The sequence below is a fragment of the Cryobacterium sp. M25 genome, from assembly GCF_002929635.1.
GTDB classification, from domain to species: domain Bacteria; phylum Actinomycetota; class Actinomycetes; order Actinomycetales; family Microbacteriaceae; genus Cryobacterium; species Cryobacterium sandaracinum.
Genome location: NZ_PJJU01000034.1, coordinates 1 through 12,950, shown reverse-complemented (window position 1 = coordinate 12,950; position 12,950 = coordinate 1). Strand labels below are relative to the sequence as shown.

General features: G+C 62.9%; 18 protein-coding genes. 13 read left to right on the top strand and 5 right to left on the bottom strand.

Features of this window, described 5'->3' with window-relative positions:
- Window positions 1–244 precede the first annotated feature (244 nt).
- On the bottom strand, window positions 245–613 hold the full coding sequence (locus tag CXY81_RS02665) for a hypothetical protein (RefSeq protein ID WP_146067594.1): 369 nt from the start codon (window positions 611–613) through the stop codon (window positions 245–247).
- On the opposite strand from CXY81_RS02665, the gene CXY81_RS02660 reads away from it, so the two are divergent.
- From CXY81_RS02660 to CXY81_RS02650, 3 genes are all read left to right on the top strand, one after another.
- Window positions 598–1,029: a hypothetical protein gene (locus CXY81_RS02660; RefSeq protein ID WP_104193877.1), complete on the top strand. Its 432-nt coding sequence runs from the start codon at window positions 598–600 to the stop codon at window positions 1,027–1,029. The two genes, CXY81_RS02665 and CXY81_RS02660, sit on opposite strands and share 16 nt — an antisense overlap.
- Entirely contained in the window at window positions 1,026–1,388 is a 363-nt protein-coding gene (locus CXY81_RS02655) for a hypothetical protein (protein WP_146067593.1), read from the top strand. Before CXY81_RS02660 ends, CXY81_RS02655 begins: the two co-directional genes overlap by 4 nt.
- Before the next feature lie 203 nt (window positions 1,389–1,591).
- Window positions 1,592–2,056, top strand: a complete 465-nt coding sequence (locus CXY81_RS02650; RefSeq protein WP_104193875.1) for a hypothetical protein — start codon at window positions 1,592–1,594, stop codon at window positions 2,054–2,056.
- Window positions 2,057–2,124: 68 nt separating this feature from the next.
- Here CXY81_RS02650 and CXY81_RS02645 read toward each other — a convergent pair whose 3' ends face one another.
- Window positions 2,125–2,721, bottom strand: coding sequence for a hypothetical protein (locus tag CXY81_RS02645; protein WP_104193874.1), 597 nt, complete (start codon window positions 2,719–2,721; stop codon window positions 2,125–2,127).
- Between the two features lie 187 nt (window positions 2,722–2,908).
- Window positions 2,909–4,000 (bottom strand): type I restriction endonuclease, encoded by a 1,092-nt coding sequence (locus tag CXY81_RS02640; RefSeq protein WP_104193873.1) that lies wholly within the window; start codon window positions 3,998–4,000, stop codon window positions 2,909–2,911.
- 350 nt (window positions 4,001–4,350) lie between these two features.
- Here CXY81_RS02640 and CXY81_RS02635 point away from each other — a divergent pair, with 350 nt between their 5' ends.
- Entirely contained in the window at window positions 4,351–4,941 is a 591-nt protein-coding gene (locus tag CXY81_RS02635; RefSeq protein ID WP_104193872.1) for a recombinase family protein, read from the top strand.
- A gap of 16 nt (window positions 4,942–4,957) precedes the next feature.
- On the opposite strand, the gene CXY81_RS02630 is transcribed toward CXY81_RS02635, so the two are convergent.
- Entirely contained in the window at window positions 4,958–5,713 is a 756-nt protein-coding gene (locus CXY81_RS02630) for an Abi family protein (RefSeq protein WP_233193943.1), read from the bottom strand.
- Between the two features lie 431 nt (window positions 5,714–6,144).
- A complete protein-coding gene (locus tag CXY81_RS02625; protein WP_158251983.1) occupies window positions 6,145–7,662 on the bottom strand; it encodes a recombinase family protein in 1,518 nt (505 codons plus the stop codon).
- A 30-nt stretch (window positions 7,663–7,692) separates the two neighbouring features.
- On the opposite strand from CXY81_RS02625, the gene CXY81_RS02620 reads away from it, so the two are divergent.
- The 9 genes from CXY81_RS02620 to CXY81_RS02580 form a co-directional block, all read left to right on the top strand.
- Window positions 7,693–8,034 (top strand): hypothetical protein, encoded by a 342-nt coding sequence (locus tag CXY81_RS02620; protein ID WP_146067592.1) that lies wholly within the window; start codon window positions 7,693–7,695, stop codon window positions 8,032–8,034.
- Window positions 8,031–8,888 carry a type II secretion system F family protein gene (locus CXY81_RS02615; RefSeq protein WP_104100209.1) on the top strand — a complete coding sequence of 286 codons (858 nt, stop codon included), beginning with the start codon at window positions 8,031–8,033 and terminating at the stop codon, window positions 8,886–8,888. Before CXY81_RS02620 ends, CXY81_RS02615 begins: the two co-directional genes overlap by 4 nt.
- Entirely contained in the window at window positions 8,885–9,823 is a 939-nt protein-coding gene (locus CXY81_RS02610) for a type II secretion system F family protein (RefSeq protein ID WP_104171586.1), read from the top strand. Before CXY81_RS02615 ends, CXY81_RS02610 begins: the two co-directional genes overlap by 4 nt.
- Before the next feature lie 68 nt (window positions 9,824–9,891).
- On the top strand, window positions 9,892–10,080 hold the full coding sequence (locus tag CXY81_RS02605; RefSeq protein WP_104100207.1) for a hypothetical protein: 189 nt from the start codon (window positions 9,892–9,894) through the stop codon (window positions 10,078–10,080).
- Between the two features lie 6 nt (window positions 10,081–10,086).
- Entirely contained in the window at window positions 10,087–10,497 is a 411-nt protein-coding gene (locus tag CXY81_RS02600) for a TadE family protein (RefSeq protein WP_233193937.1), read from the top strand.
- Window positions 10,498–10,522: 25 nt separating this feature from the next.
- Window positions 10,523–10,966 carry a hypothetical protein gene (locus CXY81_RS02595; RefSeq protein ID WP_104171587.1) on the top strand — a complete coding sequence of 148 codons (444 nt, stop codon included), beginning with the start codon at window positions 10,523–10,525 and terminating at the stop codon, window positions 10,964–10,966.
- Window positions 10,963–11,502: a pilus assembly protein TadG-related protein gene (locus tag CXY81_RS02590; RefSeq protein ID WP_104171588.1), complete on the top strand. Its 540-nt coding sequence runs from the start codon at window positions 10,963–10,965 to the stop codon at window positions 11,500–11,502. The genes CXY81_RS02595 and CXY81_RS02590 overlap by 4 nt, the downstream gene beginning before the upstream one ends.
- Before the next feature lie 42 nt (window positions 11,503–11,544).
- On the top strand, window positions 11,545–12,429 hold the full coding sequence (locus CXY81_RS02585) for a DMT family transporter (protein WP_104193868.1): 885 nt from the start codon (window positions 11,545–11,547) through the stop codon (window positions 12,427–12,429).
- Window positions 12,430–12,577: 148 nt separating this feature from the next.
- On the top strand, window positions 12,578–12,950 hold a 373-nt coding region (locus CXY81_RS02580; RefSeq protein WP_233193936.1), incomplete at its 3' end, for a transposase family protein.

Below are 12,950 nucleotides of genomic sequence, written 5' to 3'. Positions count from 1 at the left end.
ACTGTGCTGAACGTATTTTTTCGCGGGGTCGATAGTACTAATCATGAAGAACAAACCGGGGCGTCCATGCATGGTGTGCAGTGGCGCGCGCGAAGGCATCGAAGCAGGACTCGCATCCGGCTTGGGCATAACGCGGGTTTCGCAGCAATTTGGCGTGAGCGTGGATTCCATCTACCGACACATCCGCAGCCATCTAGCCCAAGAGGTGCGACTAGCCCTCAGGGGCTCACAGGGCCTCAGTACGTCAGATATGGTCCAGCGGCTCGCTGACGTGGCCAATGACGCCCTCCACGCTCGCAGAGCGGCCCTTGAAGCTGGGCACACACAGAATTCCCTCCGTGCAGGGGACGCAGAGCTGCGTGCGCTGACTGTGCTGCTTGGTCGGTTCGGGATTGACGATCTTGAACTCATTGACCAGCTCAAGGCCGGAGAGCTGCTGGCCCGCGCAGTAGGACAGGCCGCCACGCGCAACCCAGCCATTGGCACTGCGGTGGCTACACGGCTCCGGCTCCTCGGGGACCCTCAAACCGCCGATGCACTTCAACACCATGCGGCTGTCGCCGCAGGCACAAATCCAGAAATGAAAGAGGTAACAAAATGACCACCACTGCATTGAAGCCGGGAGACCAGTTCCACTTCACGGAGTCAGGGCTGACCTTCACGACGGACCCCAACTTGTCCGGAGCCGCGCAGGTGAGCTTCAGAGGCCAGACGGTCACAATCACTGACGCCCTTCTCGAAGCAGCCCGGGACCGGCTGGGGACTTCATGGCTCGACCTCATGCACGACATGCAGGCCCAGAAGGCGCGTTGGGGCCGTGAGATGTTCAAGCCCGGGGTAGCGCCCGAAAGCCTGACCCGGTGGACTCCAGGCACTCCAGAGGAGGATGCAGCCCGTGACGAACACCTGAAGATCGCATACGCCATTCAGGATGGTGCCAAGCGCGCAGTGGCGCTCCAGCGCGTGCGCGCCACATTCGGGCGCAAGACCACCAGCACGCAGCTGGCTACGTACAAAGCGGACCGATGACGAACAACAAGACTCGTTCACTGAGATTCCGGGAACTCGTGACGCTCATCCTCCAAGCAGACGGTCTCCCGGTCATTCGCAAGCCAGAGTTCAAACGCCTCTCAGAGGCCCTGCGGCACGAGCTGGAATCTGGAGACGTACAGGGCATCCCCGGTTGGCTCATCAACACGCGTAACGAGATGAAAAGGGACCTGTCGGGTGCCCTGGACGAGGCGCAGTTGGACGCAGGGCGAGACAACAAGCTGAAGAGCGCGGTTGTCTGGTGCCGACCCGGAAGGGGCACTGGTGAGGCGTACGTCGTCATGACACTGGACACCTTCTCCACCGCCCTCCTGCAGGAGCTGGAACACCAGCAATAAGCGGATTGAATACAGTCTTCCGGGCGTCAAAGGATTCTCCCCTGTTGGTCCCCGGGCGTGACGCTGCATCAGAAACTCCCCACGGGGTGGCAGCGGCACAAGGAGGCACGTTCGGATAACACTCCGGGCGTGCCTTCTCTATTTCTCGAACGGCTGGGGATCCCGCGACGGCGGACAAGCGCTAGGCAAGGCAATATCCATCTGTGGGTATTGACTACCCTTTCAACATGGGATCGAAACCGTCCGCCGAGTCTTCAGCTCACCTTCACAAGGACCTCGACATTTCTCCGGCGAAGGTCAGAGCATTCGGAGACGCTACCTACAGGACGCAGCTCCAAGTGTTGGCCGAGCTGCGCATCCGTTCGGGTGATGACACCACGAGCATTGAGTATGCAGTCGCGGGTCTACTACTGGGGTTCTCAGCCCTCATCTTCGCGCCTGCCAAGGCGGTCAGCTTGGAAGGATTGCCTTGGTGGGTGTCACTGGTCGGGGGTGCACTCTTGGCTCTGCTCTTCGTCGCGGTGCTTTTCCCATTCCTGATTCCGCAGGCTCTTCGCCACCATCGACGGAGACAGGCCATCGCCTGGCTGGCCGCATACGAAGATGAAATTTCCCGCCGCCGATCCATGGGTGGCAGGGAGGGCCGGGTCTGGAGAATGGGGCATTGAATCCCGACGCCAACTCGATTCCCTGACGCGGTCCATTGGACATCTAAATGTCCCAGACGCCTCGAATTCTATCGGCTCGTTCGACCAAAGAGAAGCTTCCATCCTGTGTGCCGTGATGGCTTAGTGGCGGGTAGGAGCGATGCGATGTCGGTGACGAACATTCCCAAAATCTCGCCCCGTTGGTGCCGTCGACCCGCGTGCCCGAGGTCGCTTCGAAGAGCCATCAGGAGGTCCTCGAATGCGAACAAGATTGATTGGTTGGAGCGCCCAGCCTTTGCAGTCTCCTGACGGAAGGCATTCCAAGCCAGAATGACCGACCGTGACCCGTAGGTCATAAGCCTCGGGGTCGCATCCGCGAAGAGGACTTGTATCTGCTCGGGGGTGTATTTGGTCCCGGTCGGCCCCATTCCGAGCATATCGAGCATCCCCGCCATGAGGTCGTCGTAGATCTGGTTCTTTTGGATCCGAATGGCACTCTCTCGGGAGCGTCCCAGATCCAGAGCGTGAGTCGTGAAATACGTGACGACTGGCACCAGAAGGAGTGCGACCGCACCCGCAAGTGGGGCTTTCAAGGACACTGGCAGTGAGACGAATATCCATACGACAGCACCGACCGCGACGGCGGACACGGCGTACTTCAGAACTGTGCGCCCAAATTCAATCATCAAATTCCTTACGTGGTGCCTGAACGGCAGCTCAACGAGCCGCCCACCTCTCACTGACGATGATGGCTTCCCAGAGGTAGATCAGGGTGATCAAGGGCCTCATCGGCTGAGGGGTGCGGGCAGTGATCCGCACCCATCGGTTCAGGAAAGACAGACTTGCGTCGGCTGTTGACGCCGCCTTACTCGGCTAGCCCTGGTGAATTCTTACGGTGTCCCGGATCGCACTTGCATGCATGTATATCTCATCGAGTGAATCGATCGGATGGCGCGTCTCCACCTTGTCGCCGTCGAAAATCCCGATGTACTTCTGCTTCTTGCTATTGAAGTGCAAGCGAGCGATCGGCTTTCGGTTGTTGTCGTCAAGCAGAATTGCAAAGTACGACTTCGCGTCACGATGCATGACGCGCTGGGGCTTGACCTCACTGCACGCAATGGCTTTCACGATCTGGTATCCCTCAAGCTCATCCAGGGTGGTCATGATTTCCGTATCGCGGTCCAGGTCCTCTTGAGCTACCGGGATGCTGCTCATCGTCTCGGCAGCCGCGTCCGAAGGTGAGAAGTTCGACCCACCGAGGGCTGTTTTCAGCCTCGCGTTCACCTGATCGTTCAGGTACTGTTTCGTGGCCTTGGTCACTAGTGAAGTGAACTGTTCGCGGACCTTCTGTGTGAACGCTCCCTCATAAACTCGGGCCGTGAAGAAGCGAATCCATTCGTCTTGTGGCTCCGTGAACTGGGTAGCGATGGTGCGTTTGATCTGGCCGATGTATTTCAGTTCTTCGGCGGAGCTGATGATGGAATCGAGGTCGAAAACATCCTTGGTGAGTTTCCGTAGCTCGGGGATGAGCGTCTCGTCAATGTCCAGCAGGTCCAGAACGAGGAACGGCTTCTCATCCATGCGATTGGTGGCGTCGAGGTCGGTGTAGAACTGGTACGTTTCCCCATTGGTAAGAACCGCGATACGGGCATTCGTCACCGCGAAGTAGCGGAAAAGCTGGGACGCATGTTCGATCTTGAGTGGCTCGGATGACTTCTTGCACTCGATGAGAATCTGCACCTCGCCGTCACGCATGATGGCGTAGTCGACCTTCTCGCCGCGCTTCACGCCGACATCTGCGGTGAACTCAGGAACGACCTCAAGCGGGTTGAAAACGTCGTAGCCCAGGATTGTTGAGATGAACGGCATGATAAATGCGTTCTTCGTCGCTTCCTCGGTTTGAATCGCACCGCGCTGATTGCGCACTTTCAAGGCCAATGCCGCCAGCAGCTCTGCAAAATCCATGGTTCCCCCAAATGAAGTTTCTCCTAGAGAGACTAGCCGCGACCGAGGTCGGAGCACCGTCATTCCAAGCGGCGCGGCGACGACCCTTGTGAAGCGGTTGAAACAGCTCTGGACACAGCGGCCCCCGTGGTCTCAGCGTATCGGTGGTAGGGCGGCACACTCGAATGGCTCGTGGAGCACTGCTACTGACTCCCGGTCGACGCGGTGCGTCTCAATAACGATCAATAGTTGAGAATGATGGACCCAGCCTATGAACGCGCAACACGCCGACTTTTTAATTCTCAAAACTCGCCTCCGGAACATGGTGAGGATCCTTGCTATGGATACACGAGTAATGATAATTTGAGTTCATGAAGACAGCGACGAGTGCGACGAGGGGCCGACTCATCGGCTACGCCCGAATCTCGACCACCGGGCAGGATGAACAGCTCCAGCTCGATGACCTCGCCAAGGCCGGGGTCGCCAGGCGGGACATTTACACTGACCGGGGCGTCTCCGGATCGAAGACCTCCCGTCCCAGACTCGACCGCATGCTTGAGGACATCGAGCCGGGGGACACCTTGGTGATCTACAAGCTTGACCGGCTCGGTAGGAACTCGGGTCATGTCATCACGCTCTTGGCCGAACTCGTGGAACGCGGCATATACGTTCGGAGCATCAGCGACGGACTCGACACGACCACTCCGACTGGGCGCGCCATGCTGGGGATGCTCGCAATCTTCGCGGAGATGGAGCGCGGATTCATTCAGGACCGCACGCGTGCCGGACTGGCATCAGCGAAGGCGCAGGGCCGTGTGGGGGGACGCCCTCGTGCACTGGACGGCTTAGCCGCGAAGACCGCTCAGGCTCACTACGACAAAGGCGAGAAGGTCGCTGACATAGCGAACCTCCTCAAAGTGTCCGTGCCGACTGTGTACCGATACTTGAAGGCATCCAGCTAGCTGACTTGGGAGTTGGTCAGGCAGTGCGGTCGTAGCCCGGTCCTAACCCTGTGTCCCTGCTCGCAACTACCGCGAGGACTCGGGACCTCGCGGCGACCCATACGGCGGTGTCCGCATCGATTAACTTGATGATGCGAAGCATGTCCGCCTCACGATTCGTGATGCTGATTTTCCATATCGGCTCGTGGTGAGCTACTCGATTGCGCAGGGAGTAAATGGGCTCGACGAGGTCTCTGATAGTTTTCATATCGCTTGCCCGGGCGCGCTTCAGCTCTGGGAAGAATCTCATGACCGCAGTACCCCAGTGGCGCTCGTACCTCTCGTCCAACAATCGTCGCCAAAACCCAAAGCTCAGCTCAGCGATGATGGCCCCTCGTGGTGGTGAACCCTCGCCTTTGAGCTTGCTCTTTGCATCGAAGCGGGCATTGGCAAGTGTGGTCGATGCATTTTCACTGAATTCTGAATGTCGATTATCCAGCCAGTCTCCAGCTCGGTGGTGGTAGGCGTGCCGGCTCTTGAGTACTGCATCGAGGGCATTCCGAATCGATATTTCGAAGTGGCTCAGGCACTCGTAAATAGCTCCGGACGCTAATGTGTTCCAGGCGTACAGGCCTAGCGTTCTGTCGAGATTTTGGCCGCATTCTTCGAAGTAGGGAGTGAGTCTCTCTGCGGGCAGCGACTGATAGACCTTAGTCAGGTGCCCTGCGGGCTCATCTTCGGTCGGAGCCTTTTCTGCGGGTTTGGGGGATCCGGCTCTCGACCCAGAGAGCATCAACGCCACTGTTCCAGGGGACACCACCGTGGCACGACCTTCGCTGGCGCTTGGATTCGTCACGTTGGACCGCTTCCTCAAGACTTGCTCACAACCGGGGTTGTCATGTGACAACCACATATGTAAGCTACATCTTGTAAGCGGAGGAACTACGCGATGCATCAGGCCTAGGTCGAGTTGCATTGCCCAACGCAGATTTATCACCTAATGGTGGCAAACATGAGGGCGGAAACGCTCTCATTTTTGCGTTAACGTCCCATTTGTGAGTCAATGAGTTTTTCGTACACGCCGCCTGACCAGGACTTTTGATGTAATCAATTGGTCCCCGACTAGGCTCACGAAAACCGCCTAAGGTCGCGCAGCGATGAGCCTAGTCGGGGACGCCCGGGGGCGTTTCATCCCTCCGGCTGGGAAACGCGAGAGTAGCAGTTTTACGCATCGAGCCAAGGTTCCTCTGGGGCGTTCAAGCTGAGAACTACCTTGTGGATTATCTCAATTCGCTCCGCTTTTCGCCCCTTGTTGACAGTGATGTCTAGGAGGGATGCCACAAGCTCGCGCTGCTGGCCGAGTGGAAGGGTGTCGAATTTTTCCGCAAGTTGGTCTTTCGCGGCCCAAGTGGCAGCCATGTGCACAGGACCGCTTACTAGAGCCTGCCTTAAGTCCACCATCATCGCTGCATGAGCAGATTCCTGTGCTGCCGCTTGCAGTTGGCCGATTATTATGTCCTCATTTTTGTTCAACTCCAGAAGGTCCTTGGCTACCTCAGCAGCAGTGAGCGCGCCCAGACGAATCAGAGTCTTGAACTCATCGCGTGACGCCCGGACGAGTGCCTGTGCCTTGTGAAGCGGCGTCATGTCGATACCCTTAGCGCTAGGCACCAAGTTGCCCGTGCCAAATAGGAAAGCGCTGACAATGGCATTCCGCACGAGGGCATCGAGCTGCTCGACTCTCACCGCAGTGTGTCGCGTCGGATCCGTGGATACTCGGAGCTTCGAGGCGCATCGATAGTGCGGCGTGATTATCCCGTCAACCTTTACCGTATGAGACCTCATGGGACTCCCGCATACCCCGCACCTGACGAGGCCCGAGCAAAGGTAGCTGGCCTTTCGCCCCGGGGCTGTGCGCCTGCTGGAGGCCGTCAGGATTGACGTAGTGTCCGACAACGTCTCTCGGCTCACGAGAGGCTCCCACCGCCCTGTGATGCCCTCTTGGATCGCGCCATCGCGTACGACCAGACCAGCGTTCCGTGGGCGCAGGAGGAGCTGTCTGACCGTCTGGTAGCTCCATTCGTTCCCTCGGGTGGTCTTGACCCCGGCGACGTTCCACCGCTTGGCAATCTCGTAGAGGGTGCCACCGGTGAGGATGGTCTCGTAAGCTGCGACGATCATCGTTTGCTCTTCTGGGATCAGCGCGCCTTCCCTGGCTGAGGTGTAGCCAAATGGCCTCGTGCCCCAAAGTGCATTCCCTTGTGAGATTTCATCCTCAAAGCGTGCTCTTAGGCGTTCTTTTTTTATGCTGGATTCGTACTGGGCGACGGCTCCGGTAATGGTGGACATGAGGCCACCCTCCGCTGTGCTGGGATCGACCTTTCCCGAAGCGATGGTCTGCCAAGTCACTCCCGCCGAAATGCAGTCACGCTGGAGGCCGGTCAACTCGAATGAGTTTCGTGCCAGACGGTCTTCAGCGACCGCAAGGATGACATCGAACTTCTTTGCCTTCATGTCCTTCAGGAGACGCAGCCACTCTTTGCGGACGGCTCCCGAGTATGCCGAGACACCATCATCAACAAAGACTTCCTGCACGAAGTAGCCCTCTGTCTTTGCGAGCTTCCGAAGCCTCTTCTCCTGCACAGCTACCGAGTCATGTGCTTCGTCTTCCCCCTCTTTTTTCTTCTTCTTCTCAGATATGCGGCAGTAAAGGGCTGCCCTCGGCGGACTGGATACGCTCATAGCCCTAAAGCATAAAGCGGGCTGCCGGGCATGTGTTCGATCCATGCCAACAGTGCCCGGGATGCGCTCGGCAAACTGTCCACGCTGCCGCTTCTGGCGGGCCGCAACATCGACTCCTCGTTCGTGCTGCCGACCGTGGCCGACTGCATCGACATCGTCGTGCACTGCGAGATCGACCGGCACGGACGGCGCCGGGTGACGGAGATCCTTGCGCCGAGCGGCCAACTGTCAGGGGCGATGATCGAGGCCAGCCCGATCTTCCTGGCCCAGCGGGGCGCCCTTGAGCCGACCGGGGGGTATCCGACGAAGCTGGCCAAGTTCCACGCGGCCGGACTCGACCCGGCCATCGTGCTGCGGGCCGGGGCCGTATGACGCTCGCACTCGGGGCTCTGCTCGGCACCGGGCTGCTCCTGGTCGCCGCGCCGTTCCTCTGGCCGCGCACCAGGGGCAAGGCCCGGTCCCGCACGCCGGGACGGCTGCGGGCGAACCTCGCCCAGGCCGGACTCGGCAGCCTGCCGCTGCCGGCCTTCGTCGCCCTCTCGGTGGTGCTGGGGCTGGCGGTGTCGGCGCTGAGCCAGGCCCTCCTGGGCATCGCTGCCCTGTCGATCGTCACCGCGCTCGCCGGGCTGTCGCTGCCGACGCTGATGGTCGTCTGGCGGGTGCGCGCCCGGCGGCGGGCGAACCGCGCCGTCTGGCCCGACGTCGTTGACCACCTGGTGTCAGCGGTGCGGTCGGGCCTGGCACTGCCGGACAGCGTCGGCAGCCTGGCAGGGGCTGGCCCGCTGTCGACGCGGCCCGCCTTCGCCGAGTTCGCCCGGGAATATCAAGCGACCGGCAACTTCGGTTCCGCCGTCGACGGGCTCAAGGTCTCCCTGGGTGACCCGGTGGCCGACCGCATCCTGGAGACGCTGCGCATGGCCCGGGAGGTAGGCGGCAGCGACCTCACGGTCGTGCTGCGCAGCCTCGCGGCCTGGCTCCGGCAGGATGCCGCCATCCGCTCGGAGGTCGAGGCGCGCCAGTCCTGGATCGTCAACGCGGCGCGGCTGGGCGTGGCCGCGCCCTGGATCGTGCTGCTGCTCCTGGCCTCCCGGCCGGAGGCGGCGGTTGCCTACAACACCTCCGCCGGTGTCGTCGTGATCGTCGGCGGCCTCGGCGTCTCCGTGGTTGCCTACCGCCTGATGGTGGCGCTGGGACGGCTGCCAGAGGAACGCCGGTGGTTCAAATGAGCGCCGCGCAGGCCTGGGCGCTGTTCTGCGGCACCGCGTTGGGCGTGGGGCTCTGGTCGCTCGCTAGCTTGGTGCCTCGGCTGAGTCGGCCGCGCCTCGCGCAGAGGCTGGCGCCGTACATCCTCGACGTGTCGGCGGAGGCGCGGCTATTCGTGGGGCGCACGACGGTGCATCCGTTGCCGGTGCTCGGCACCCTGTTCGCGCCCGTGTTCGGCGCCCTCAAACGAGCGTTCGGCGCCGTTCTCGGTGGCACGGAGACGATCGCCCGACGGCTCCGGCAGTCGGGGTCGGTCCGCGGCACCGACGAGTTCCGATCGGAGCAGGTGGTGTGGGCGCTCGCTGGACTCTTCGTCGGGGCAGGTGCGGTGGTTGCCCTGCCGGCGTTTCGGTCGATGCCGGTGCTGGTGCAGGTCGTTCTGCCGGTGGTCGCCGCGGCGGGCGGCGCGCTGACCCGCGATTGGATGCTCGGCCGCGCCGCCACCGCCCGCCTCGCGCGCATGCAGAGCGAGTTTCCGACCGTCCTCGAGTTCATGACGCTGTCTCTGTCGGCGGGGGAGGGCATCCTGGATGCGCTCGCCCGGGTCTCGCGCACGAGCACGGGCGAATTGTCGCGGGAGCTGGCGGGGGTGGTGGCGGATGTGCGCACCGGGGTGCCGCTCGCCACCGCCCTGCACGCGTTGTCACGCCGGATCGCGCTGCCTGCGGTGACCCGGCTGGTCGATCAGGTCACGGGTGCGCTCGACCGGGGAACCCCGCTCGCGGAGGTGCTGCGCGCCCAGGCGCAGGATGCCCGCGACGAGGCCAAACGCGAATTGATCGAGGTGGCCGGCAAGAAAGAGGTGGCCATGCTCGTGCCGCTCGTTTTCCTGATTCTGCCCATGACGATCCTGTTCGCGATCTTCCCCGGCCTGTTCATCCTGCAGAGCGGATTCTGAACCACTCAACCACTGAACCACTGCCGCACGAGAGAACCACTGTCCCCACGAGAGAAAGTGAGTCAATCATGAAGACACTGCAGCGACGTGTGCGCGACCGGTGGAGCGATGCCGGGGGCGATGAACGAGGCGACGTTCCGGGATGGGTGCTCATCACTCTGATGACGGCCGGGCTGGTCATGATCATCTGGGGTCTGGCCGGTCCGGCGTTGAGCGGCGTGTTCCAACAGGCGATCGACCGGGTCAGCGGAATGTGACCGGCCGTGACGCGCACGCGGGGGAACCGAACCCGATCGATCGGTGGTGAGGAGGGGTCGGCGGCCGCCGAATTCGTGATGGTCGGCGCACTGCTGACCGCGCTGACGCTCGGCGTCATGCAGCTGGGGCTGACCTTGCTCGTGCGCAACACCGTGCTTGACGCCGCCGCCGAGGGAGCCCGGTACGCCGCGCTCGCCGACAGCGGGCTGGGTGAGGGTGCGGCACGCACCCGCGAGCTGATCACGACGTCGATCGGGCCCGCGTATGCGACCGATGTGGAGGCCAGCTATGGGGACTATGGCGGGTTCCCGAGCGTGCAGGTGCGCGTCGTGGCGCCGCTGCCGCTGCTGGCCCTGTTCGGCGTCGATCGCGGGCTGGAGGTGGTCGGACATGCGACGGTCGAGACCCTGCGGTAGTGGGGGCCGAGTCAGCCGTTGGCGTGTGTGGTCGGCGAACGGAGAGCAGGGTTCGGCCTCGCTGGAGTTCATCACGGCCGGCCTGATCCTGCTGGCGCCGCTCGTCTACCTGGTGCTGGCGATGGCGGCGCTGCAGGGCGGCGCCCTCGCCGTGGAGGGAGCAGCCCGCCAGGCCGCACGCGTCTACGTCCAGGCGCCCGATGAGGCCGCGGCGAACGCCCGCGCCGAGCGGGCCGTGCAGTTCGGGCTCACGGACTACGGCATCGACCCTGCGGGTGCCGAGGTAAACGTGGCCTGCGAGGCCGGTGTGAACGGATGCCTGACCCGGCAGAGCACGGTCACGGTCACCGTGCGCATCCGGGTGGCCTTGCCGCTGCTGCCGGACCTCCTCTCACTGCGCGACTCGGCCAGTGTTCCCCTGGAGGCCCAGGCCACGCAGACGGTGTCCCGCTTCTGGCGGGCCGGATGAGCGGCGGCGGAGGCTCAGCGGTCGCCTGCGCGGCCGCGCTCGCGGGCACGCCATCGGGATCGCGGGCGGCGCGGTGGCGGCGCCGGCTGCCGATCCGGCCCGGAGGCGAGAAAGGATCGACGCTCATCCTCACGATCTTCTACGGCTTCCTCGCCCTGCTGCTGATCCTCGTCGTCGTGGCCGCGACCTCTCTGTACCTGGAGCGCAAACGCCTGCTGACCCTCGCGGACGGCGCTGCGCTCGCCGGGGCCGAAGCGTTCGACCTGGGCGCGATGGCCGTCACGGTCGACGGCTCGGGCGCGGAGCTGCGACCCTCCCTGTCGTCTGCTGGAGTGCGGACGGCCGTGGAAGAGTTTCTCGCAGCCACCCCGGATGGCCGGATGGAGGGACTGAGGGTGAGCGGTGCGGCATCCGTCGACGGGCAAAGCGCCACGGTTTCACTGAGTGCCTATTGGCGTCCGCCGGTGCTGGCCGTGCTGCTGCCGGCCGGGGTGCCGCTGGAGGTCACGGCGGTGGCGCGCTCGGTGTTCCGCTAGCGTTAGCGAAACGCGCCTGCCCCGGCGCAGGGGAGGAGAACCGTGACGGCCGAGCGCGACCGCCTGACCGGTGCCGGCGCCCAGGTCGTGACAGAGGTGAGCATCAACTTCGGGTCGTCCCTCGCCGGTCTGGCCATTCCGCTCGTCGGCTCGCCCGTCGTCGTCGCAGTGCGACAGCTGGTGATGGCCGCCACGGTGCTGCCCTTTTACCGGCCAAAACTGGCCGGCCTCAGCTGGCGGCGGCTGTGGCCGGCGCTGGCGCTCGGTGTCGTGCTCGCGGTGATGAACCTCACCTTCTACGAGGCTGTCGACCTGCTCGGGCTCGGCATCGCGGCCACGATCGAGTTCCTCGGTCCGTTTGCTCTGGCGCTGGCCTCGTCGCGCCGCCTGCTCGACTTCGTCTACGCCACGGCGGCGGCCGGTGGGGTGTTCCTGCTCACCTGGTCTGACGGGGCACTCAATCTGCTCGGCATCCTCTTCGCCCTGACCGCGGCGGCGTCATGGGCGGCCTACATTCTGCTGACCCGCAAGGTGGCCGTGACCTTCCCCGGGCTTGAGGGCATTTCCGTGGCCAGCGTCGTCAGCCTGACTTTGCTGGTGCCGTTCGCGCTGCTCACGGTCGACTGGCCGAGCCTCAATTGGGGCGTGATCGGGCTGCTGCTCGCCATCGGCGTGCTCTCGTCGGCGTTCCCGTACACGCTGGACACCTTCATCTTGCGCCGCATCACCCCGCGCCTCTACGCGATCATCACCAGCTTCGGCCCCGTGATCGCGGCGCTGTTCGGCGCGCTGGTACTGGGGGAGACCTTCCTGGTGCAGCAGCAGATCGCCATCCTTGTGGTGTGCGTGGCGGCCGGCGCGGCCATCGCCAGCCAGCGCGAAACGCCGAAATCCGAACTCGAGATCATTGCGGGCGCGATTCCCTGATCGGGCGCGATTCCCCGACCGGGCGCGTGCGGGCATCCGTCGCCGGCTGCCCGGCGTTGAACCAATTCGACGGAGATATTGTCTCAAAGGCCTGTTTTCGGCGGGTCTGGGGCTGATTTCNAAGAAACTTTATAGGCGGGAAAACGGCGTGCGGTCTCTAACAATATGGCGGACTTTGCTCGGTGTCGACAAGACAGTGGTCGAGGACGTTGATCTCGACCTGGTAGCGGGCGTTTTTGTTGCGTCGGTGCGACTGACCAGGTCGATGCGGAACCGGTGCGGGAGCTGCCAGAAGCGCTGCCCGCGCTACGACGACGGAGCAGGCCGCCGCCGGTGGCGGGGCTTGGATTTCGGCTCGACCCGGGTCTTTTTGGAGGCGGATGCCCCGCGGGTGTCGTGCCGGGAGCACGGTGTGATCGTGGCTGTGGTGCCATGGGCCAGGCATCAGGCCGGCCACACCCGCCACTTCGATTCATATGTCGCGTGGCTGGCCACGCAAACCTCGAAAACCGCGGCAACTC